This window comes from Micromonospora sp. DT44 (assembly GCF_049841635.1).
Taxonomy (GTDB): domain Bacteria; phylum Actinomycetota; class Actinomycetes; order Mycobacteriales; family Micromonosporaceae; genus Micromonospora.
The window spans coordinates 43,993-64,614 of the sequence record NZ_JBNCKS010000027.1 but is presented as its reverse complement, the minus strand read 5'-3'; the positions used below and the strand labels follow the sequence as shown (position 1 = coordinate 64,614).

General features: G+C 73.1%; 19 protein-coding genes. 11 read left to right on the top strand and 8 right to left on the bottom strand.

Features of this window, described 5'->3' with window-relative positions; translation table 11 throughout:
• Positions 1-13: 13 nt before the first annotated feature.
• The 3 genes from ACLQ25_RS17320 to ACLQ25_RS17310 all read right to left on the bottom strand — a co-directional run bounded on the left by ACLQ25_RS17320 (position 14) and on the right by ACLQ25_RS17310 (position 2,220).
• The gene (locus ACLQ25_RS17320) at positions 14-961 is read right to left on the bottom strand and encodes an ROK family glucokinase (RefSeq protein WP_425731891.1); all 948 of its coding nucleotides are present in this window, start codon (positions 959-961) and stop codon (positions 14-16) included.
• A 79-nt stretch (positions 962-1,040) separates the two neighbouring features.
• On the bottom strand, positions 1,041-1,733 hold the full coding sequence (locus ACLQ25_RS17315) for a hypothetical protein (protein WP_425731890.1): 693 nt from the start codon (positions 1,731-1,733) through the stop codon (positions 1,041-1,043).
• A gap of 31 nt (positions 1,734-1,764) precedes the next feature.
• Entirely contained in the window at positions 1,765-2,220 is a 456-nt protein-coding gene (locus ACLQ25_RS17310; protein ID WP_355049405.1) for an SRPBCC family protein, read from the bottom strand.
• A gap of 155 nt (positions 2,221-2,375) precedes the next feature.
• On the opposite strand from ACLQ25_RS17310, the gene ACLQ25_RS17305 reads away from it, so the two are divergent.
• The 7 genes from ACLQ25_RS17305 (at position 2,376) to ACLQ25_RS17275 (ending at position 10,634) form a co-directional block, all read left to right on the top strand.
• Positions 2,376-4,190: an AMP-dependent synthetase/ligase gene (locus ACLQ25_RS17305; RefSeq protein ID WP_425731889.1), complete on the top strand. Its 1,815-nt coding sequence runs from the start codon at positions 2,376-2,378 to the stop codon at positions 4,188-4,190.
• A gap of 14 nt (positions 4,191-4,204) precedes the next feature.
• Entirely contained in the window at positions 4,205-5,896 is a 1,692-nt protein-coding gene (locus ACLQ25_RS17300) for a GAF domain-containing sensor histidine kinase (RefSeq protein ID WP_425731888.1), read from the top strand.
• A 7-nt stretch (positions 5,897-5,903) separates the two neighbouring features.
• Positions 5,904-6,572, top strand: a complete 669-nt coding sequence (locus tag ACLQ25_RS17295; RefSeq protein WP_007072219.1) for a response regulator transcription factor — start codon at positions 5,904-5,906, stop codon at positions 6,570-6,572.
• 189 nt (positions 6,573-6,761) lie between these two features.
• Positions 6,762-7,571 (top strand): SAM-dependent methyltransferase, encoded by an 810-nt coding sequence (locus ACLQ25_RS17290; RefSeq protein WP_425731887.1) that lies wholly within the window; start codon positions 6,762-6,764, stop codon positions 7,569-7,571.
• Positions 7,572-7,650: 79 nt separating this feature from the next.
• Complete coding sequence (locus tag ACLQ25_RS17285) at positions 7,651-9,309, top strand: putative bifunctional diguanylate cyclase/phosphodiesterase (protein ID WP_425731912.1); 1,659 nt, start codon at positions 7,651-7,653, stop codon at positions 9,307-9,309.
• Between the two features lie 71 nt (positions 9,310-9,380).
• A complete protein-coding gene (locus ACLQ25_RS17280; protein WP_425731886.1) occupies positions 9,381-9,965 on the top strand; it encodes a TetR/AcrR family transcriptional regulator in 585 nt (194 codons plus the stop codon).
• A gap of 12 nt (positions 9,966-9,977) precedes the next feature.
• Positions 9,978-10,634 (top strand): lysophospholipid acyltransferase family protein, encoded by a 657-nt coding sequence (locus ACLQ25_RS17275; protein WP_425731885.1) that lies wholly within the window; start codon positions 9,978-9,980, stop codon positions 10,632-10,634.
• A 13-nt stretch (positions 10,635-10,647) separates the two neighbouring features.
• Here the strand turns inward: ACLQ25_RS17275 and ACLQ25_RS17270 are convergent, their stop codons facing one another.
• From ACLQ25_RS17270 to ACLQ25_RS17260, 3 genes are all read right to left on the bottom strand, one after another.
• On the bottom strand, positions 10,648-11,772 hold the full coding sequence (locus tag ACLQ25_RS17270) for a glycosyltransferase family 4 protein (RefSeq protein ID WP_425731884.1): 1,125 nt from the start codon (positions 11,770-11,772) through the stop codon (positions 10,648-10,650).
• Positions 11,769-13,028 (bottom strand): M48 family metallopeptidase, encoded by a 1,260-nt coding sequence (locus tag ACLQ25_RS17265; RefSeq protein WP_425731883.1) that lies wholly within the window; start codon positions 13,026-13,028, stop codon positions 11,769-11,771. The genes ACLQ25_RS17270 and ACLQ25_RS17265 overlap by 4 nt, the downstream gene beginning before the upstream one ends.
• Before the next feature lie 309 nt (positions 13,029-13,337).
• Positions 13,338-13,625: a hypothetical protein gene (locus ACLQ25_RS17260; RefSeq protein ID WP_425731882.1), complete on the bottom strand. Its 288-nt coding sequence runs from the start codon at positions 13,623-13,625 to the stop codon at positions 13,338-13,340.
• A 359-nt stretch (positions 13,626-13,984) separates the two neighbouring features.
• On the opposite strand from ACLQ25_RS17260, the gene ACLQ25_RS17255 reads away from it, so the two are divergent.
• Both ACLQ25_RS17255 and ACLQ25_RS17250 read left to right on the top strand, forming a co-directional pair.
• On the top strand, positions 13,985-14,377 hold the full coding sequence (locus tag ACLQ25_RS17255) for a hypothetical protein (protein WP_425731881.1): 393 nt from the start codon (positions 13,985-13,987) through the stop codon (positions 14,375-14,377).
• Between the two features lie 22 nt (positions 14,378-14,399).
• Positions 14,400-14,732, top strand: a complete 333-nt coding sequence (locus tag ACLQ25_RS17250) for a hypothetical protein (RefSeq protein ID WP_425731880.1) — start codon at positions 14,400-14,402, stop codon at positions 14,730-14,732.
• A 50-nt stretch (positions 14,733-14,782) separates the two neighbouring features.
• On the opposite strand, the gene ACLQ25_RS17245 is transcribed toward ACLQ25_RS17250, so the two are convergent.
• Both ACLQ25_RS17245 and ACLQ25_RS17240 read right to left on the bottom strand, forming a co-directional pair.
• On the bottom strand, positions 14,783-15,196 hold the full coding sequence (locus ACLQ25_RS17245) for a hypothetical protein (RefSeq protein WP_425731879.1): 414 nt from the start codon (positions 15,194-15,196) through the stop codon (positions 14,783-14,785).
• A 150-nt stretch (positions 15,197-15,346) separates the two neighbouring features.
• Entirely contained in the window at positions 15,347-16,777 is a 1,431-nt protein-coding gene (locus tag ACLQ25_RS17240; protein ID WP_425731878.1) for an NYN domain-containing protein, read from the bottom strand.
• A gap of 127 nt (positions 16,778-16,904) precedes the next feature.
• On the opposite strand from ACLQ25_RS17240, the gene ACLQ25_RS17235 reads away from it, so the two are divergent.
• Positions 16,905-18,659 (top strand): DEDD exonuclease domain-containing protein, encoded by a 1,755-nt coding sequence (locus ACLQ25_RS17235; RefSeq protein WP_425731877.1) that lies wholly within the window; start codon positions 16,905-16,907, stop codon positions 18,657-18,659.
• A 127-nt stretch (positions 18,660-18,786) separates the two neighbouring features.
• Positions 18,787-20,577, top strand: a complete 1,791-nt coding sequence (locus tag ACLQ25_RS17230; protein ID WP_425731911.1) for a RelA/SpoT family protein — start codon at positions 18,787-18,789, stop codon at positions 20,575-20,577.
• Positions 20,578-20,622 lie beyond the last annotated feature (45 nt).

Genomic DNA, 20,622 nt, shown 5'->3' with positions numbered 1-20,622 from the left:
CTCCTGGCCGCCCTCAGATCCGGCGGGCCAGGTCGGCCGCGCCGATGACCCCGGCGCTGTTGCCCAGCTCGGCGGGGAGGACCTCGGCCACCGGCAGGCGTCCCCGCTGGGCCAGCGCGTCGAGGTACGAGCGACGCGTCGGGCCGAGCAGCAGGTCACCGGCGTCAATCACGCCGCCGCCGACGACCAGGGTCTGCGGGTCGAGGATCTGCGCCATGTCGGCGAGGCTGGTGCCCAGCCACCGGCCGATCTGCGCGAACGCCTCGGCGGAGACCGGGTCGCCGCCCTGCGCGGCGGCGGTCACCATGTGACCGGTGATCGCCTCGGGCTCGCCGCCGGCCAACGCCAGCAGGGCGGTGGCCCGCTGCGGCTCCTGTCGGGCGCCCGCACGGGCGAAGCGGACCAGGGCGCTGCCGCTGGCGTACTGCTCGATGCAGCCGAGCCGCCCGCAGCCGCACTGGTGTCCGTCCGGCACGGCCAGCATGTGACCCAGCTCCGCGGCGATGCCGTGCGCGCCGCGCATCAGCTCGCCGCCGAGGACGATGCCACCGCCGACGCCGGTGCCGATCGTGAACATGATCATCGAGTCGTCGGCGGCGCGGGCCGCGCCGTAGCGGAACTCGGCCCACGCGGCCACGTTGGCGTCGTTCTCCACGATCACCGGCAGGCCGACGGCGGCGCTCACGTACTCGCGCAGCGGCTCGTCGCGCCAGGCCAGGTTGGGGGCGAAGAGCACGGTCGAGCGGGTGGCGTCGATCCAGCCGGCCGCGCCGATGCCGACCGCCTCGATCGTCCGCTCGGCGGCCAGCTCGTCGACCAGCTCGATGATGACGTCGCGGGTCTTCGCGACGTCGTCGGCGGGGGTGTCCCGTCGGCTCTGCACGAGGACCTTGCCGGTGTCGTCCACGACACCGCCGGCCACCTTCGTGCCACCCACGTCGACTCCGATGGTCAGCGTCACCGCCGCCGCTCCCCTCTGCTGTGCTGTCCGGCTCGCGCGCGCCACGGGGCACGCCGGTCCGGATCGCGATGTCCCGCGCTCAGGCGCCGCCGCCCGGCGCGTCCGCGCCGGTGTCGTCGGACGCCCGCGAAGCGGGCACCACGGGTCGGCTGGTCGGCACCGGCGCGGCCACTGCCCCGGCGTCATCGACGGGTGCCGCGGTGGCCGGGGCGGGTGTGTCCGCCGACCGGGTGGCGACCGACCAGACATCCCGCTCCGGCGCCGGTTGGGAATCATGCCCGGTGCGGGTGGCATCGCGCCACACGTGCTCATCGACGGCCTCGGCCGACCGCGCGGTCGAGGCGGGCCGCACCGGCTCGCCGTCGTCGCCCGCACCGGCCGCCGCCTGCGACGACGCGGCCCACTCCGGCACTGTCGTCGTGGACGGCTCCGGCGGCGCGAACGCGCGGAGCAGGCTGGCCACGCCGGCGGCGAGGTCGCCCGCGCCGGTGGCGAGGCGTTCGGCGAATTCCGGACTCGGATCGCGCAACGCGGCGATGCCCCGACAGACCGGGCAGACGCAGCATTCGGCCGAACCGGTGGCGAAACCACCACGGGCGCGATCGCCGCCGTCCGGAGCGGCACTGTGACCGAGGACACCGGCCAACATCCCGCCCAACGGGCTGAACGCGCCGCCCGCCGACCCGCTGGACGCCAGACGCGCCCCCGCGAGCAGGGCCGCCACCAGACGCTCCGCTTCTTCCCGGGCCGAACCCGGGTCCGTTCCGCCCACCCTCGGCTCCTCTACCCCACCGCCGGACGCGTCACTGCGCCACACCGGGTGCTTCTACCCGGCGCTTGAGCTGCTTCAACGCCGTATCCATGATCATTTTCTCGGCTTTGCGCCGAAACATGCCGAGCATCCCCACGGACAGCTCGACCTCCAGCGTGTAGGTCACCGTGGTGGTCCCGTCCGGGTTCCCCACCAGGTCGTACGAGCCACGCTGGCTCTTCTGCATCTTCGAGGGGGCGACCAGGTGCCACTCGACGCGGGACAGGTCCTCGGCGTACTCGTAGGCGAGCACGTACTCGTCGGCCATCACCCCGGCGTCGATGGTGAACCGCACCTGGCTGGCGTAGCCGTCCTCGTACTCCTCGATCACCTCGGCACGGCGGACCGCCTCGGTCCATTCCGGGTAACTCGGGAAGTCGCAAATGACCGTCGCCACCCGGTCGGGTGACGCGCCGATGATGATCGACTGGGTGGAGGAGTCCGCCATGGGGGGAGGCTACCCGGCTCACGTCGCCCACACCCCGCGCCGCCCCCGCCGCGCCCTGCCTACCCCACCCCAACCGCCCGCCGGGTAGGTTTCGACAGAGCCGATGCTCTCGGGCAGAGTCCGGCCCAGGCCAGTGCGAGCACGAAGGAGTGCAAGTGCGCGAGTTCTCCGTTCCGCCGATCGTCACCGTTGGCGAGGCGGCCAACCTCACCGATCCGGTCTGGGACAACGCCGAAATCGCGCCGGACACCGTGCAGTTCGCCCGCGCCACCCGCTCCGCCGACGGCGACACCACCACCTGGGCCGAAGTGACCTGCCTGCAGTTCCGCGACGAGGTGACGGCCGTGGCCCGGGGCCTGATCGCCGCCGGCGTCCAGCCGGGCGCGCGGGTCGCCCTGATGAGCCGGACGCGCTACGAGTGGACCCTGCTCGACTACGCCATCTGGGCGGCCGGCGGGGTCACCGTACCGATCTACGAGACCTCCAGCGCCGAGCAGGCCGCCTGGATCATCGCCGACTCCGGCGCGGTCGCCGCGCTTGTCGAAACGGACGCCCACGCCGACCTGGTCGCCGGTGTCCACGACCGCCTCCCCGAGCTGACGAACATCTGGCAGATCGATCGGGGTGCGGTCGACGAGCTGGTAACCGCCGGCGCGGCGGTCGAGCTGGCCCAGGTGGAGCAGCGTCGCAAGGCGGTCCGCGCCGACGACCTGGCCACCATCATCTACACCAGTGGCACCACCGGCCGCCCCAAGGGCTGCATGCTGACCCACCGCAACATGTACGCCGACATCGCCAACGCGGTGCCCGTGCTGCCGAACCTGTTCAACGCCGGCGCAAGCACCCTGCTCTTCCTGCCGCTGGCGCACGCGTTCGCCCGGCTCATCCAGATCGGCGTGGTGCAGGCACGGGCCACCCTCGCCCACTGCGCCGACACCAAGAACCTGGTCGGCGAGTTGCAGGAGTTCCGCCCGACCTTCGTGCTGTCCGTACCCCGGGTGTTCGAGAAGGTCTACAACGCGGCCAAGCAGAAGGCCGAGGCCGACGGCAAGGGCGGCGTCTTCGCCCGCGCCGAGCAGGTCGCCATCTCGTACAGCGAGGCGCTGGAGACCTCGCGCGGGCCGGGCCTGGCGCTGCGCGCGCAGCACGCGGTCTTCGACCGGCTCGTCTACCGCAAGCTGCGCGCCGCGCTCGGCGGGCGGTGCCGCGACGCCATCTCCGGTGGCGCGCCCCTGGGCGCGCGGCTCGGCCACTTCTTCCGCGGCGTCGGCGTGACGGTCCTGGAGGGGTACGGGTTGACCGAGACGTCCCCCGCCGCCGCCGCGAACCTGCCCACCGGCACCCGGATCGGAACCGTCGGCCGGCCGCTGCCCGGCGTGACCGTTCGGATCGAGGACGACGGCGAGATCCTGATCTCCGGCGAGCTGATCTTCCAGGGTTACTGGCACAACGAGGCGGCGACCGCGGAGGCGCTCAGCCCCGACGGCTGGTTCCGCACCGGTGACCTGGGCCAGCTCGACGCCGACGGCTACCTGAGCATCACCGGCCGCAAGAAGGAGCTGATCGTGACCGCCGGCGGCAAGAACGTCGCCCCGGCGGTGCTGGAGGACCAGGTCCGGGCGCACCCGTTGATCAGTCAGTGCGTCGTCGTCGGAGACGCGAAGCCGTTCATCGCGGCGCTGGTCACCATCGACGAGGAGGCGCTGCCGACCTTCCTGGCGAACGCCGGACTCCCCCCGGAGACCTCGGTCGAGACGCTGCGCGAGCACGAGGGCCTGCGCGCCGAGGTGCAGTCCGCCGTCGACGCCGCGAACCAGACCGTGTCGAAGGCCGAGGCGATCAAGGTCTTCCGGATCCTGCCCCGCGACTTCGCCGAGGTCACCGGCGAGCTGACCCCGTCGCTCAAGGTGAAACGCCAGGTCGTCCACAAGACGTACGCGGCGGAGATCGCCGACATCTACCGCGGCTGACTACGATCCGTCACGTGCCCGCATCCACAACCGCCGCACCACACCCGCATCCTCTCGCCGCGGCCGCCCGCCTGGTGATGCTGGCGCTGGTCGCGATCCTGACCCTGTTCGCCACCCGCGACGTCACCCAGCTGTGGTGGATCGCGCTGCTGGCGGTCGCCGGGCTGCCCTCCCTGCTCGCTCCGCAGCACCGGCTGGTCGGGCCGCTGAGCCGGGTCGCCGAGGTGGTGGTGCTGGGGCTCGCCGCGAGCCAGGTCGCCGCGGTCGCGTCGATCGGCGGGACGGTCGACGGGCTCGGCGCCTCCGCCGTGCTGCCCTACCTGGCGGTGCCGGTGACCGTCACCGCGCTGCGCCGCCGCTTCCGCGAGGGCGCGGCGCTGCTCGCGGTGACCGCCGGCACGCTGCTGGTCAGCGGCGCGCTGACCGAGGTCGACGGGGAACGTCAACTCGGCCAGGTGGGCTACCTCGCGGTCTGCGCGCAGTGGTTGATCCTGGCCGCGCTCGGGCTCTACGCCGCCGGCACCCTGCACCGGGTGATGGCCGTACGCGCCGACAGCAAGCCCCAGCCGTACGCCGAGGCCACCCGGCTGTTGACCCAACTGCGGACGGTGGCCCGCCAACTGCCCGGGGCGACCCTGGACCCGGGGGGCATCTCCGAGCACCTGATCGACGAGCTGCGCACGGTGGCCCGGGCGGACCGGGGTGCGGTGCTGTCCGCCAGCGGCGGCGGCCGGCTCGTGGTCCTCGCCCAGGCCGGGGCGGACCGCGTGGACTGGGAGACGACGCTGGACGCGGACTCGGCCATCGCCGACGCCTGGGCCAGTCAGCAGGCCACCACCGCCGCCCGCTCGCAGTCCCGCTCGCACCGGGGTCCGGACGTGTCCGCGCTGATCGTCCCGCTGGTCGCGGGGGTACGCACGGTGGGGCTGGTGGTGCTGGAGGCCGATGTCGCGCAGGCGTACCCGCCGCCGGTGGTGTCCCGGGTGACCGAGTTGACCCGGCCCGCCGCGCTGCGGCTGGAGGCGGCGCTACTGTTCGACGAGGTCCGGTCGCTGGCCACCAACGAGGAGCGTCAGCGGCTGGCCCGGGAGATCCACGACGGGGTGGCGCAGGAACTGGTGATGGTCGGCTACGGCATCGACAACGCCCTGGCCACCGTCTTCGACGACGCGGACGAGACGGCCGAGGCCCTGCGGACGCTGCGCGCCGAGGTGACCCGGGTGATCCAGGAGCTGCGGCTGAGCCTCTTCGAGCTGCGCAGCGAGGTGGACCGGCAGGGCGGCCTGGCCGCGGCGATCGCCGAGTACGCCCGCACCGTGGGCGCGTCGGGCGGGTTGCGGGTGCACCTGTCGCTGGACGAGTCCACGGCCCGCCTGCCGGCCGCCACCGAGGCTGAGTTGCTGCGCATCGCGCAGGAGGCCGTGACCAACGCCCGCAAGCATGCCGGAGCGTCCAATTTGTGGGTCACGTGTGAGGTCGACCCCCCGTACGCGCAAATAGAAGTGTCGGATGACGGTCAGGGGATGGCTGACCAGCGCCCCGACGGGCGGTACGGTCTTGCGATCATGGCCGAGAGGGCGGAACGTATCCGGGGCCGGTTGGAGATCAGGCCGCGGCAACCCAGCGGCACGACCGTGGCGGTGGTTCTCGGCACCTCGGCCCGGCGCGATAACGTGCGTGACAGCGCAGCACCAGAAGGGGAGTAACCCGAGGATGACCACAAGTCCGACACCGGCCACCCGCACCAAGGTCCTCCTTGTTGACGATCATGACCTGATTCGTAAGGGCCTGCGGCACGCCTTCGAGCGCGACCGCCAGTTCGAGGTCGTCGGCGAGGCCGCGACCGCAGCAGAGGGGGTACGCCAGGCCGGCGCCCTTCAGCCGGACGTGGTGATCATGGATCTGCGGCTGCCCGACGGCAGCGGCCTGGAGGCCACCCGCGCGCTGCGCAAGTCCAGCGCGTCGATGGGCATCGTGGTGCTGACCATGTACGCCGGCGACGACCAGCTCTTCGGTGCCCTGGAGGCCGGGGCGAGCGCCTTCGTGCCCAAGACCGCCCCGGCCGACGAGGTCGTGGCCGCCGCGCGGCACGCCGCCTCGTCGCCGAGCGCGTTCACCGCCGCCGACCTGGCCGAGGCGATGAAGCGTCGGCTCGCCCCCTCCGGCCCGCAGCTCTCCCCCCGCGAGGGTCAGGTGCTGCGGCTGCTCGCCGACGGCATGAGCGTGGCGGGCATCGCCAAGCAGCTGTTCGTCAGCGAGTCCACGGCGAAGACGCACATCTCCAAGCTCTACGAGAAGCTCGGCGCCGCCAACCGGGCACAGGCCCTGATGACCGCGCTGCGACTCGGCCTGCTCGAAGCACCGGACGCGCCGAAGTTCTGACCCGCGCGCGTTCGTCGAGCGGAATTCCGTAACCGAAGGTCCGCGCCGGCTCGCCGCCGGCGCGGACCTTCGCGTATCGACCGACGTCCGCGACGGGTGGACGGGCACGCTATGGTCTGGCGGGTACCGCGGGGGCAGAATACCCGCGCGGGCGATCACGTCCGCGTCGTGGACTCAAGGGGTGAGCGCATGCAGCGGCCGGACTGGGCGCCCGACACCATCGACATCGAGCGCCCGAGCGTCGCCCGGATGTACGACTACTACCTCGGCGGATCGCACAACTTCGCCGCCGACCGGGCCGCCGCGCAGGCGATGGTGGCGGCCGTACCGGAGGCGCCGCTGGCCGCGCAGGCCAACCGGGCGTTCCTGCGCCGGGCGGTCCACCACCTCGCCGAGGCCGGCGTCCGCCAGTTCCTGGACATCGGTTCGGGCATCCCCACGGTCGGCAACGTGCACGAGATCGCCCAGCGGATCGACCCGGCGTCGCGCGTGGTCTACGTGGACGTCGACCCGGTCGCGGTGGCGCACAGCCGGGAGATCCTGGCCGGCAACGACCGGGCGACGATCGTCCAGGAGGACCTGCGGCACCCGGAGGAGATCCTGGCGCACCCCGACACGCGCAGGCTGCTCGACCTCAGCCAGCCGGTGGCGGTGATGATCGTGGCCGTCCTGCACTTCGTCCCCGACGACGACCGGCCGGCCGAGTTGCTGGCGACACTTCGGGACGCGTTGGCGCCCGGCAGCTACCTGGTGCTGTCGCAGGCCAGCGACGACGGCCGCGCCGGGGAGGAGCGCGCCGAGGCCGAGCGCGTCTACCGGCGTACCGACAGCCCGCTCACCATTCGCAACCGGGCCGAGTTGACCGCCCTCTTCGACGGGTTCGAGCTGGTCGATCCGGGCGTCGTCTGGGTGCCCCAGTGGCGACCGGACACCCCCGAGAGCGCGGAGGACGCCGAGCGGGCGGTCTTCATGGGCGGCGTCGGGCAACTCGGTGACTGAGCCGCCCTCGGCGGTCACCCGCCCCGGCACCTTCGCCCGCGCCTGGGCCAAGGCGGTCTCCGGCACGAGCTACCTACCGATGACACAGGCCCAGCTCGAGGCCCTGTTGCAGAGGCTCGCCGGTCAGTTGGCCCAGGCGCTGCTCGCCGAGCCGTTCGACCTGCGGGCCGGGCACCGGGTCGGTGCGGAGTTGGTCGCCGCGCACATCGCCTCCGCCGAGGGACTGGGCCGTACCGTCGAGGTGATCCAGCTTCGGCTCGTGCGGGACCTGGGACTGGTGGCCGAGGACGTCGAGGACCGGATGGCCCGACTCCTGGCCGCCGTGGCGACCGGTTACGCCCGCGCGCTGCGGGACCGCACGCTCGACGAGCAGGAGTCCATCCGCCGGGCCGCCATGATGGCGCGCACGCAGGCCGAACGAGCGCTGCGGGCCAGCGAGGCGCGGTTCCGCCACCAGGCCACCCACGACCCGCTCACCGGTCTGCCCAACCGGACGCTGTTCACCGAGCGGCTCACCGCCGCGCTCAACGAGCCGGGCCGGGGCGCCCAGCGCGTCGGGGTGTGCTTCCTCGACCTGGACCGCTTCAAGGTGATCAACGACACGCTGGGACACCAGGTCGGCGACCGGTTGCTGACCACGGTGGCCGACCGGCTGCGCCAGTCCCTCGGTGAGCATCTGGTGGCCCGACTCGGTGGGGACGAGTTCGTCATCCTGATCGAGGGCGCGGGCGGCACCGACGCGGTCGTGGAGGTCGCCGAGAGCGCTCTGGCCGCGGTCCGGACACCCGCGGTGGTCGACGGGCACGAACTCCAGGTCACGGCGAGCATCGGCATCGTCGAGCGGCAGGTGGCCGGCTCCAACCCGAGTGACCTGATGCGGGCCGCCGACAGCACCCTGCACTGGGCGAAGTCGGCCGGAGGGGCACGCTGGGCGCTCTACGACGCCGAGCGCAACCGCCGCGAACTGGCCCGGTACGCCTTGTCGGCGGCCATCCCGGCCGCGCTGGAGCGGGGCGAGTTCTATCTCGACTACCAGCCTCTGACCTCGCTACGCGACGGCCGACTGCTCGGCGTGGAGGCGCTGGTCCGCTGGCGCCACCCGGAGCTGGGCGTCCTGCGGCCGGACAGCTTCATCGCGCTGGCCGAGGAGACCGGTTCGATCGTGCAACTGGGCGGGTGGGTGCTCGCCGAGGCGTGCCGGGAGGCGGAGGCGTGGTCGAAGGACGGAGCGCCGGCGCCGTTCGTGAGCGTCAACCTGGCCGTCCGGCAGGTGCACCGGCCCGGCCTGGTACGGGAGGTCCGTACGCTGCTGCGCCAGACCGGCCTGCCGCCCGAACGACTCCAGTTGGAGATCACCGAGAGCACGATGATGAGCAGCGCCAAGGAGCCCGTCCGGGCGCTACGGCTGCTGGCCGACCTGGGCGTCCGCATCGCCATCGACGACTTCGGCACCGGCTACAGCAACCTGGCGTACCTGCGGGATCTGCCCGTCACCGAGCTGAAGGTGGCCGGCGAGTTCGTGGCTGGCCTGCGGTCGCCGACGGTGGGGCGTACCGACGAGCGGATCCTCGCCTCGCTGGTGTCGCTGGCGCACGCGCTCGACCTCACGGTGACCGCCGAGGGGGTGGAGACCGCCGGGCAGGCCGAGCGGCTGCGGGCGATCGGCTGCGACGCCGCCCAGGGCTGGCACTTCGGCCGACCGGCCCCTGCCGACCGCATCCTGGCCCGCATCCGCTGAGCCTCCACGGGCACCCGCACCGTCGCCCACGGGCGTAGACAATGTCTACGGCGAACTGGTAGACAGTGTCTATGACCATGGAGGAGGTCGGGGTGCGGGCCCGGCTGGTGGCGGCCGGAGTCGACCTCGTGTTGCGTGAGGGCCAGTCCGCGGTGTCCCTGCGGGAGATCGCCCGTCGGGCCGGCGTGTCGCACGGCGCCCCGCGCCGCTACTTCCCCACCCACGTCGACCTGCTCTCGGCGATCGCCCGGGAGGGCTTCGCCGACCTCACCGCCCGGGTGGAGCGGACCATCCACGCGGCCGGCGCGGAGCCGCGTACCCGACTGGTCGCGCTGGCCCGGACGTACCTGGACTTCGCCGCCGGGCACCGCGGCATGTTCGAGCTGATGTTCCGCCACGACCTGCTGGCCAGCAGTCGTCTGCGGCTGCGCGAGACGAGCCTGCCGCTGTTCACCCTCCTGACCGACCTGGTTGCCCAGACACGCCGACCGACCGCCCCGCCCGCGCCGGTGGTGGCCGGTGCGCTCTGGGCCAACCTGCACGGCATCGCCCAGCTCTGGGCCTGGGGCAGCCTGCCGCTGGCCACCGGCGACCGCGACGACGACACCGTGCTGCGGGCCGCGCTCGACGCGCACCTCGGCCCCACGCGGAACTGAACGGGAGAAGACGTGCCCCTGCTGTACGACCTCAGCAAACTGACCGTCGGCGCAGCCCTGCGACTGGGCTGGCGACCCCGCGTCCAAGGGCTGGAGCACCTGCCCCGCCGAGGCGGGGCGATCCTCGCCAGCAACCACCTGTCCGTCGCCGACCAGGTGGTCCTCGCCTGCCTGACACCCCGACACGTGACGTTCTGGGCCAAGGCCGAGTACTTCACCGGCAGCTGGCTCAGCCGGAACGTCGTGGCCGGCATGGGCGCCATCCGCGTCGAGCGCGCCGGCGGCCGGGCCGCTCTCACGGCCTTCGACGCGGCCGTGCCGGTGTTGCGCGCCGGCGGTCTCGTCGCCATCTTCCCGGAGGGCACCCGGTCCCCCGACGGCCGGCTCTACCGCGGTCGCACCGGAATGACCCGGTTGGCCCGCGACGCCGAGGTGCCGATCATCCCGGTCGGCGTACTCGGCACCGCCGAGGTGTTGCCGGTCGACGCGCGGATCCCCCGCCGACACCCGGTCGCCCTGCGCTTCGGCCCGGCGATCCCGGTCGCCGACCGCATCACCGGGCCGCGCGACATCCGGGCCATCACCGACGAGGTGATGGCCGCGATCCAAGGGCTCACCGACCAGGAGTACGTCCCCAGCTACGCCCCGCCCCGGCAACCCCGCGCCTGAGCGGCGGCGACGGTCAGCCGGCCAGCAGAGCCGCCATCCGCTGCGCCTGTGCCTCCCAGCGCCACTCCCGCTCCACCCACGCCCGGCCGGCCGCCCCGAGTTGGCGGGCCAGGTCGCGGTCGCCGAGCAGCCGGGCGACCCGGTCGGCGAGCTGCGCGACGTCCCGGCCACGGACCACGTACCCGGTCTCGCCCTCCCGGACCGCGTCGGGCGCGCCGCCGGAGTCGCCGGCCACCACCGGCAGGCCGGTCGCGGACGCCTCCAGGTAGACGATGCCCAGCCCCTCCACGTCCAGGCCGCGGTTGCGGGTACGGCAGGGCATGGCGTAGACGTCGCCGGCCGCGTAGTGCGCGGGCAGGTCGGCCGCCGGCACCGAGCCGGTGAAGACGACATCCCGCTCGACGCCGGTCTGGCGGGCCAGCTTCTCCAGGGTGGCCCGGTACGGCCCGCCGCCGACGATCAGCAGCGCCGCGTCGGGCACCCGGCGGCGGATCTCCGGCAGTGCCCGGATCAGCATGTCCTGGCCCTTGCGCGGCACGAGGCGCGACACGCAGACCACCACCGGCCGGTCGGTCAGCCCCAAGCGGGCCCGGACCGACTCGCCGTCCACCGACGGGTGGTAGGCGTCCACGTCCACGCCCGGCGCGAGCCGCCGCAGGTCGGTCACCCCGGCCAGCACCCGGGCGAGCCGGACGCGCGTGTACTCGCCGAGGTAGGTGGTCACGTCGACGCCACGCCCGATGCGCCGCAGCGCCGGTCGCGCGGCCGGCAACGCCGCCCAGCCGACCTCGTGGCCGTGGGTCTGCGCCACCACCCGGCGTACGCCCGCCCGCTTGCGCAGACCGGCGGCGAGCAACCCCAGCGGGGCCGCCGCGCCGAACCACACCGTGTCGCAGTCGTACGTGCGGGCGAGCCGGGCCGCGCGCCGGGCGATCAGCGGGGTGGGAAGGAGCACCCGGGTGCGTTCCCGGATCACCTCGAACGGCTGGTCGGCGTCGAACTTCTCCGCACCACGCCAGCTCGACGCGTAGACGACCACCGACCCCGCCGGCTGACGCACGGCGAGGTTGTGCACGAAGGACTGGATGCCGCCCGGGCGGGGCGGAAAGTCGTTCGTGATCAGCAACGTGCGGCTCATCGGCGTGCCTCCCGGGCGTACGCGCGGGCGGCGGCCATCCGCTCCACGGTGGACGGATGCGAGGCCGAGTAGAGGTATTCCCACCGCGGCGGGTCGGGGTCGCCCAGGTTCACCGTGCCGAGACGGCGCTGCATCGACTCGAAGGCCGCCGGGTCGCCGGTGAGCGCGAGCGCGTGCGCGTCGGCCCGCGCCTCCACCCGCCGCGACACCAGCGCCTGCACCGGGGTGGCGACCAGACCGGCCACCGTGACCAGGGCAATTACCAGTGGAAACGCGCGTGGATGGGCGATCGAGTCGACGCCGGCCAACCGCAGGAGCAGCCCCCACGAGCCGAGCAGGTAGAGGGCCACCACCGTGGCGGCGACGCCCAGCGCCCCGGTCAGCGTGCCGACCGCCACGTCGGAGTCCTTCGCATGGCCCAGCTCGTGCGCCACCACGGCCGTCACCTCGGCGGGCTCGGCCTCGCGCAGCAGCGTGTCGTAGACGACCACCCGGCGGGTCGGGCCGAGGCCGGAGACGTACGCGTTGACCGCCGTGGTCCGCCGGGAGGCGTCGGCGACGAGCACGTCGCGCACCGGCACCCCGTCACGGGCGGCCATGCTCATCAGCTCGGTGCGCAGCGGCCCCTGCTCCATCGGGGTGAACTTGTTGAACACCGGCTCCACGAGCACCGGCAGCACGAACGACAGCAGCACCACCAGCAGGGCCGCGCCCGCCGCGCCGAACGCCCACCACCAGCGCGGCGCGAGCCGGATGACCAGGTAGAAGCCGAAGAGCGCCACCGCACCGATCACGGCGCTCACCGCGTACGACTTGAGCAGGTCGACGGCCCAGCCGCTCCAGGAGTTGGTGCTGAGCCCGTAGCGGGTCAGGACGGTCTGCCGCCAGGCGGAGAACGGGAGGGTGAGCAGGTCGGCGACGAGCACCACGGCGAGGCCGCCGAGCACCGCCTGGGCGATCCAGTGCCCACCGAAGGGCCGGCCCACCAGCTCGACCAGGCGACTGCCCAGCGGGGTGAGCCCCAGCGCGACGGCGATCAGCAGCCCCACGGCGAGCGCGGCGTACCCGCCGGGGCGCAGCGCGGCGCGGAACTCACGCCCCCTGGCCACCTGGTCGGCCGGGAGATCCCGCAGAGCGGCGAGCTGGTCGGCACGGGGGGCCGGGGGCCGGTGCCAGGGGACGAATACGGCGACGGTCACCAGCAGGGCCACCGTCAACCCGGCCAACGTCAACAACGCCCAGCCGCGCGGGCTCACCGGGGCACCGCCTGCCGCGGGGCGCCGACGGGCCCGTCATGCTCGCGTCGTACCCCGCTCATCCCGCCGCTCCTCCCGCCGTGACCGCCCATCCTATGGCCCGCGAAAAGTCCGCTTCGGGCGCGGTGTCGCGCTCCGCCACCCCGGCCGACGAACGGCCGGGCGAGGGCCCCTGCCACCCGCTCCGCTGACCCGGCCGGCGAACGACCGGGCCAGGGCCCATGCCATTTGCTCCGCTGCCCTCGGCCGGCGAATGGCCGGGCGGCGGGCCCCGTGCCACCCCGGCGCGGACGGCCCGCTACAGGCGCCTCAGGCCACCCGGCGGACCCGGCGCGCGGGCGCACCGGGTCGGGCGGGCGCACCGGGCCGGGCGGGCGCGTCGGGTCGGGCGGGGGCGTCGGGCCGGGCGGGGGCGTCGGGCCGGGCGGGCGCGGTCAGCACCTCGATGTCGAAGCCGGCCCGGGCGAACACCTCGATCGCCTCGACCTCGGCGGCGACCAGCCCGGCCGCCGGGGACGTGTCGTCGAACAGGGCGGTCAGCGGGCAGCCGGGGCAGCCATCGGCCCGCTTCGCGCACCCGTCGCAGTCGATGAGCATCACGCCTCCTGATCGCTCGCGATGCGCGGCCGACACCCTGTCGTCGCCACCCGAGCACCGTCGGTCACATCGACGCTATCCACCGGGTACGACAGAACCGCCCGTTGAGGGCTAGATCGACTCCAGATCAGCGAAATCGGGGTATCCCGAACGGTCGGACAGCCCGACATCGCCGACCTTGCGGGGGCGCACCACGCGAATCGCCGGTCAACTGCCGGCCAAGCGCCTGTTTCGTCGATCCAGGTCACTGCGATCGTGGTTCTACGTCCGGGCCACGCCGGGCGAGGCCCCAGCCCTGGCCATCGGTCCGGGCCGAACGGAACGGGTCGCACCACCCTGACGCAACGAAAGGCTTCGACATGCGCGGACCATCTGCGACCACACGCTCCCGGCTCACCGCCGTCGCGCTCCTCGCGGGCGTCACGACGGCCGCGGGCGGGCTCGTCGCCACACCGGCGCAGGCCACCTCGGATCTCGGCTGCAACTACCCCCGCGTCTGCTTCTGGGTGACCGGGAACCCGTACAACGGCAATCCGCCGACCGCGTCGTTCCAGGACACCTACTACCAGACCCTCGGGTCCCGCAGCAGGGGCGCGGACTGGGTCTACAACAGCCGCAACGACGACGGCGCGAAGATCATCTACTCCAACGGCGACTGGGTCTGCATCGCGCCGGACGAGCTGGCCTACCTCGAGCCGTACGGCTACGCGGTCGCCATCGACATCATGGACTCCCCGTACTGCTCCTACTGACTCCGCGCTGGAGGTTGACGACATGAATCCACGACGTCTCCTGGCCGCCTGCGCCGTCGCGGTGACCGCAGCGGTCGGCCTGGTCGCCACCCCGGCGTTCGCCGGTGGGTACTTCACGACGAAGACGGACCTGAATCTGCGCTACTGCCAGTGGCTGAACAACTCGCAGTGCTCGGTCATCCTCACGATCCCGAAGGGCCAGTCGGTCTACCTGAACTGCTGGGCGACCGGATCGTCGGTCAACGGCGACACCGTCTGGTACAACGCCTTCTACGGCAACGCGAGCGGCATGCTCGCCGGTGACTACATGTACACCGGCCACGACCCGAACCCCGCCGTCTCCCGCTGCGTCTGACACGCCGATCCGGCCGCTGGCGCTGACGCGCCAACGGCCGGATCCGTACGTCACGGGTAGTAGACCCGAGGGCTGGTGTAGGTGCCGTGAAACGCTCCGCTGCACGTGTAGACCTCGACCACCGCCACGGCGGAGCCCTTGAAGTTGTTCATCACGTTGACGTTGCGGCTGATCGGCCCGAACCGGCCGGTCCGGTTGAGGTCGTAGTAGATCCAGGAGCTGTTGCCGTTGTTGCTGGTCCGCAGCTGGAGATACGCCGTGCACCGGGACCCGTCCGGGGTGGCGTTCATGTAGAAGTCACCCACCACCGTCTGGTTCGAGCCCTGGTACGAGATGCACGAGCTGATCGGGTAGGCCCCGGTGCAGCCGCCACCCGAGGCCGCCTGGGCCGCTGTCGGGGCGACCAGGAGCGCCGCCAGTGTGACCACCGTGCCGAGGATGGTGCCCAGCAGTCTCTTTCCCATGTCGTTCGCCTGCCTTCGTCCGGTGCCCGGCGGTGCCGGGCGGATGCGGACACCGTCGCCGACAGGACCTGCCAAAACCTCGCCGGATTCTTGCTCGCCTCGACAGCCCGCCCCGACAGCCCGCCCCGACAGCTCGGCCCGGACGTGCGGTCAGGAGCGGGCGAGGCGGCGCAGCAGCGAGTCGGCCCCCAGGGGGTACGCGCCGTGCCGGCGTACGCCGTCGGCGACCTCGCGGTCGGACGAGACCACGACGACCGGACGGCCCGACGGCTCGGCGCGGACCAGGCGTCGGATCAGCTCGTCGGCGGTCTCGCCCTTGCGGGAGAAGAGCACCCGTACGCCGCGTGGGGCGGGCGGCAGCCCGTGCATCCGCTCAGCGCCGTCGAACACGACGGTGACCTCGTCGCCGGTCTGCGCGGCGATACCGCCCAGCCCGGTGATGAGGCGCTTGCGCTGCTGCTCCAGCGACATCTCGCCGAAGCCGCGCTTGGTGACGTTGTAGCCGTCCACCACGAGGTGCGCCCGGGGCAGGGCGAGCAGCTGGTCGAGCCGGGCCGGGTCGTCGGTGTCGCGGGCGCGCGCGGCCGGGCCCGCCGGGGCGGTACCGGGCTGCTCGGCGAACGCGTCGGCGACGAAGTCGGCGGGGAGCTTGTCGACCGGGTCGAGCGCCAGCTCCCGGCGCAGCCCGACGGCGGCCTGACCGATGGTCTCCAGCAGCAGCCAGAGGCGGGCGTCGTCGACCGAGCGGGCCTCCTTGGCGCTGGCCCGGGCCACACCGGCGGCGGCCTCCGCCTCGGCGAGCCGGGCGCGGGCGCGGCGCAGCTCGGCGTCAACGTCTGCGCTGGCGCGCGCGGCCCGGCCGCGTTCGGTGGCGAGAAGTTCGCTGGCCTTGCGCTCGCGGGCCTGCGTCTCGCGAAGGGTACGGGCCAGCTGACGGGACTCCTCACGGAGCTGGCCGAGCTCCTCGCGGACGCGGGCCAGCTCGTCGCGGAGCTTGTCGGCCTCGACCCGGGCCACCGCACGGTCGTGTTCGGCACGGGTGGCCCGCTGCTCGGCCTCGCGGACCAGTTCGGCGACGACGGCGCTGTCCGCCTCGGCGCGGACCGCGGCGCCGCTGGCGTCGATCAGCTCCCGCCAGCCGCGCGGCCGGACCAGATACGCCAGTGCGGCCACCTCGACCGGGTCGGCGGCGGCCGGCGCGGTGCCCTCGACCACGGCCGCCCCGAGGTCACCGGCGTCGGCCAGCACCCGGGCGGTGACCCGCTGCCGGAACAGCGGGTCGGCGGCGAGCTGGGCGGCGATGGCCGGAGCGCCGAGACGGGCCCGCCGGTTGGGAGCGAACTTGGCCACCCGCCGCAACGGCACCGGCACCTCGTCGCCGGGGAGGCTGGGCAGCACGGCGGCGGTCAGCGCCACGATCCGTTGCCGGACCGGCTCGGGCAGCGTCGGCTCCGGCTCGATCGTCGGATCACCGCTCGAATCGGCGCGATTGTCACCGGCGTCCGGATCGCTCACCGCGCCGTCGCGGGCGACCGGATCCTCCTGCGGGAGGTGGTCGTCGTGCGGCTCGGCGAGGGGCATGTGGCAAGTCTCCCACCGCTGGCGGGCCCACCGCCTGGTGAGTGAGCCGATCTCTCATCCTAGCCCCATCGTGACTGCTGGGACCTCTGCGACGGGAGTGTCGGACCGGGGCGCTAGCGTGCCGCCGATGGCACAGGCAGAGTACGTCCAGGAGTCACTGGCCGGTCTCGACCCGGCGGTGGGCGGGGTGGACCCGGCCCTGCCGCTGTACGCGACCACCTTCGTGGTCGTCGACCTGGAGACCACCGGCGGCGCGCCGGACGGCGGCGGGATCACCGAGATCGGCGCGGTCAAGGTGCGCGGCGGCGAGGAGCTGGGGGTGCTGGCCACCCTGGTCAACCCGGGGCAGCCGATCCCGCCGTTCATCACCGTGCTGACCGGGATCACCCAGGCCATGCTGCTGCCGGCCCCGCCGATCGAGGAGGTGCTGCCCAGCTTTCTGGAGTTCATCGCCGACGCCGTGCTGGTGGCCCACAACGCTCCGTACGACGTGGGTTTCCTCAAGGCCGCCTGCGCCCGGCACGGCTACCGCTGGCCCAACCCCCGCGTGCTGGACACGGCGGCGCTGGCCCGGCGGGTGCTGACCCGCGACGAGGTGCCCAACCGCAAGCTCGGCACCCTCGCGGCGTACTTCCGCACCGCCACCCAACCCACCCACCGGGCGTTGGACGACGCCAAGGCCACCGTCGACGTGCTGCACGGTCTGATCGGCCGCCTCGGCGGGCACCGCGTCGACACCGTCGGCGACGCCATCGAGTTCGCCCGCGCGGTCACCCCGACGCAGCGCCGCAAGCGTCACCTGGCCGAAGGGCTGCCCAGGGTCCCAGGGGTCTACATCTTCCGGGCCGCCGACGACCGGCCGCTCTACGTCGGCACCTCGGGCGACATCGCCACCCGGGTGCGCAGCTACTTCACCGCCGGCGAGAAGCGCGCCCGGATCTCCGAGATGCTGGCCGCGGCCGAGCGGGTCGAGGCGGTGGAGTGCGCGCACTCGTTGGAGGCGGAGGTCCGCGAGCTGCGGCTGATCGCCGCGCACGCCCCTCCGTACAACAGGCGGTCGAAGTACCCGGAGCGGATGGTCTGGCTCAAGCTGACCGACGGGCCGTACCCCCGGTTGTCGATCGTGCGCGACATCTCCCCCACCGACACCGCCTACCTCGGGCCGTTCACCTCCCGGCGGGCCGCCGAGCTGGCCGCCGCCGGCTTCCACGACGCGGTCCCGCTGCGCCAGTGCACGCACCGGCTCTCGCTGCGCACCGTCACGCCGGCCTGCGCGCTGGCCGAGCTGGGTCGCTGCCCGGCGCCCTGCGAGCACCGGATCACCCCCGAGGAGTACGACGACAGAGCCGTCGAGCCATTCCGGACGGCCACCACGAGCGACCCGCAGCCGGTGGTGGACGCGCTGCTCGCTTGGATCGACGTGCTCGCGGCCGACCAGCGCTACGAGGAGGCCGCCGTGGTGCGGTACCGGCTGGCCGCAGTGCTGCGCGCCACGGTGCGGATGCAGCGGTTGGCGGCGCTGACCGGGATCGCCGAGCTGGCGGCGGCCCGACCGACCGCCCAGGGCGGCTGGGAGCTGGCCCTGGTACGCCACGGTCGGCTGGCCGGCGCCGGGGTGTCCCCGCCGGGCGTCCACCCGAGACCCACGCTGAACGCCATCCGGGCCACCGCCGAGACGGTGTCGGGTGGGCACGGGCCGGTGCCGTCGGCCACCGCCGAGGAGTCCGAGCGCATCCTGTCCTGGTTGGAGCGGCCGGAGACCCGGTTGGTCGAGATGTCGTCCGGTTGGTCCTCACCGGCGGGCGGCGCGGGCCGCTTCCGTGACCTGCTGGCGAAGGCCGAGAGCGGGGCGTCGCACCAACTCTCGACCGAACGCTCATGACCAACTGACCGATCGGACTACGTCGACTCGCTTAGGCTGTTAAGGAAGTGCAGTCCTGCCCGTTTCGTGGGCCTGCTCCGTTCACCGGGTCCGGTGATCGCGGAGCCGGGGTGAGGAGGTGTCCCTCGTGGACGTCGACGCCGGACACGGCGCCGCCCTGGGGGGCGCCCTGCCGACCCAGTCGGGCGAGCTGCCCCTGACCCGCCGACTGCGGTCGTTGCTCACCTGGCCGACCACCGACTCCGACCCGGTCACCCACCTGGTCCGCACCCATCGGGGCATCCACGCCGGCACCGATCCGGCGGTGCTGCGCCGGGCGTACACGATCGCGGAGAACATGCACCGCGGGCAGTTCCGCAAGAGCGGCGAGCCGTACATCACCCATCCCCTCGCGGTGGCGCAGATCTGCGCCGAGCTGGGCATGGACACCACCACCCTGGTCGCGGCGCTGCTGCACGACACGGTCGAGGACACCCGCTACACCCTCCAGGCGCTCTCGGAGGACTTCGGCCACGAGGTGGCCCACCTGGTCGACGGGGTGACCAAGTTCGACAAGGCGTTCTACGGCAAGGCCGCCGAGGCGGAGACGGTCCGCAAGATGATCGTCGCGGCGGCCAAGGACGTCCGGGTGCTGATCATCAAGCTGGCCGACCGTCTGCACAACATGCGTACGCTCGGGGTGCGCTCGGCGGCGTCCCGGGAGCGGATCGCCCGCAAGACGCAGGAGGTCCTGGTCCCGCTCTGCGACCGGTTGGGCATCCAGACCCTCAAACGTGAGCTGGACGACGTGGTGCTGCTGCACCTGGAGCCCGACGAGCACGCCCGGCTGGCCCGGCACGTGCACGACCGGCCCGGCTGGGAGGCCTACCTCGACGCCGTGGTCAACCGCGCCCGGGCCGCGCTCAAGCGCAGCCGGGTCGACGCCGAGGTGAGCCCCCGTCCCCGGCATCTCTACTCCATCTGGAAGGACACCGTCGCCGGCGGCCACACCGCGCCGTACGACCTGCCCCGCATCTCGGTGGTGGTCGACGGCCCGGCCACCGACTGTTACGCGGCGCTGGGCGCGATCCACGGCACGTGGCGGCCGGTACCGGGCCGTTTCAAGGACTTCATCGCCTCGCCGAAGAACAACCTCTACCGCTCGCTACACACCAGCGTCTGCGGCCCGCAGGACCGTACGGTGGAGGTGCTGATCCGTACCCAGGAGATGCACCGCGCGGCCGAGTACGGCATCGCCGCCGACTTCCGCTTCCCGCGCTCGGGCAGCCGCAGCGCGGCGGCCCGAGCCGAGCAGTTGGACTGGCTACGCCGCGTGCTCGACTGGGAGCCGGAGGCCGCCGACCCGGCGCAGTTCTACGAGTCGCTGCGCTGCGACCTCGCCGAGGGCCAGATCCAGGTCTTCGCCGACAGCCGTCAGGTGGTGCTGCCGGCCGGCGCCACACCCGTCGACCTGGCGTACGAGCTGGGCAATCATCGCGGCGACCACTGCCTCGCGGCCCGCATCAACGGCCGGCTCGCGCCGCTGAGCTCGGAACTGGACGAGGGCGACGTGGTGGAGATCTTCACCGAGAACGACGCCGACAACGGCTTCGAGGCCGCCGCCCCGCGCGGCCCGCGCAAGGAGTGGCTGGACTTCGTCAAGTCGCCGCACGCGCAGATGCAGATCAACAGGTGGTTCGCCGAGCACACCGAGCCGGGCATCACGATCAGCGACAAGGTGCGCCTCGGTCGGGCCACCATCGGTCTCGCCCTGCGCCAGCACAACCGGGGCCTCGCCAGCGACCTGCCGCTGCTGCGGCTCTCCGAGGAGTTGGGCTACCCCGACCTGGAGACCCTGCTCGTCGCGGTCTTCGACCGGGTGATCGAACCGGACGCCGTGGTACGCCAGCTCATCGAACTGGTCGACCATCGACAGTGACTCCGGCGTGCCCCAGCTCGTCCGAGGGACATTCGTGACCACTAG

What these genes read in the sequence shown, in the direction of transcription:
- ACLQ25_RS17310 (WP_355049405.1), bottom strand. Translation starts at nt 2,220, where the DNA reads ATGGCGGACTCCTCCACCCAGTCGATCATCATCGGCGCGTCACCCGAC.
- ACLQ25_RS17295 (WP_007072219.1), top strand. Translation starts at nt 5,904, where the DNA reads ATGACCACAAGTCCGACACCGGCCACCCGCACCAAGGTCCTCCTTGTT.
- ACLQ25_RS17290 (WP_425731887.1), top strand. Translation starts at nt 6,762, where the DNA reads ATGCAGCGGCCGGACTGGGCGCCCGACACCATCGACATCGAGCGCCCG.
- ACLQ25_RS17285 (WP_425731912.1), top strand. Translation starts at nt 7,651, where the DNA reads ATGACACAGGCCCAGCTCGAGGCCCTGTTGCAGAGGCTCGCCGGTCAG.
- ACLQ25_RS17280 (WP_425731886.1), top strand. Translation starts at nt 9,381, where the DNA reads ATGACCATGGAGGAGGTCGGGGTGCGGGCCCGGCTGGTGGCGGCCGGA.
- ACLQ25_RS17270 (WP_425731884.1), bottom strand. Translation starts at nt 11,772, where the DNA reads ATGAGCCGCACGTTGCTGATCACGAACGACTTTCCGCCCCGCCCGGGC.
- ACLQ25_RS17260 (WP_425731882.1), bottom strand. Translation starts at nt 13,625, where the DNA reads ATGCTCATCGACTGCGACGGGTGCGCGAAGCGGGCCGATGGCTGCCCC.
- ACLQ25_RS17255 (WP_425731881.1), top strand. Translation starts at nt 13,985, where the DNA reads ATGCGCGGACCATCTGCGACCACACGCTCCCGGCTCACCGCCGTCGCG.
- ACLQ25_RS17250 (WP_425731880.1), top strand. Translation starts at nt 14,400, where the DNA reads ATGAATCCACGACGTCTCCTGGCCGCCTGCGCCGTCGCGGTGACCGCA.
- ACLQ25_RS17245 (WP_425731879.1), bottom strand. Translation starts at nt 15,196, where the DNA reads ATGGGAAAGAGACTGCTGGGCACCATCCTCGGCACGGTGGTCACACTG.
- ACLQ25_RS17240 (WP_425731878.1), bottom strand. Translation starts at nt 16,777, where the DNA reads ATGCCCCTCGCCGAGCCGCACGACGACCACCTCCCGCAGGAGGATCCG.
- ACLQ25_RS17235 (WP_425731877.1), top strand. Translation starts at nt 16,905, where the DNA reads ATGGCACAGGCAGAGTACGTCCAGGAGTCACTGGCCGGTCTCGACCCG.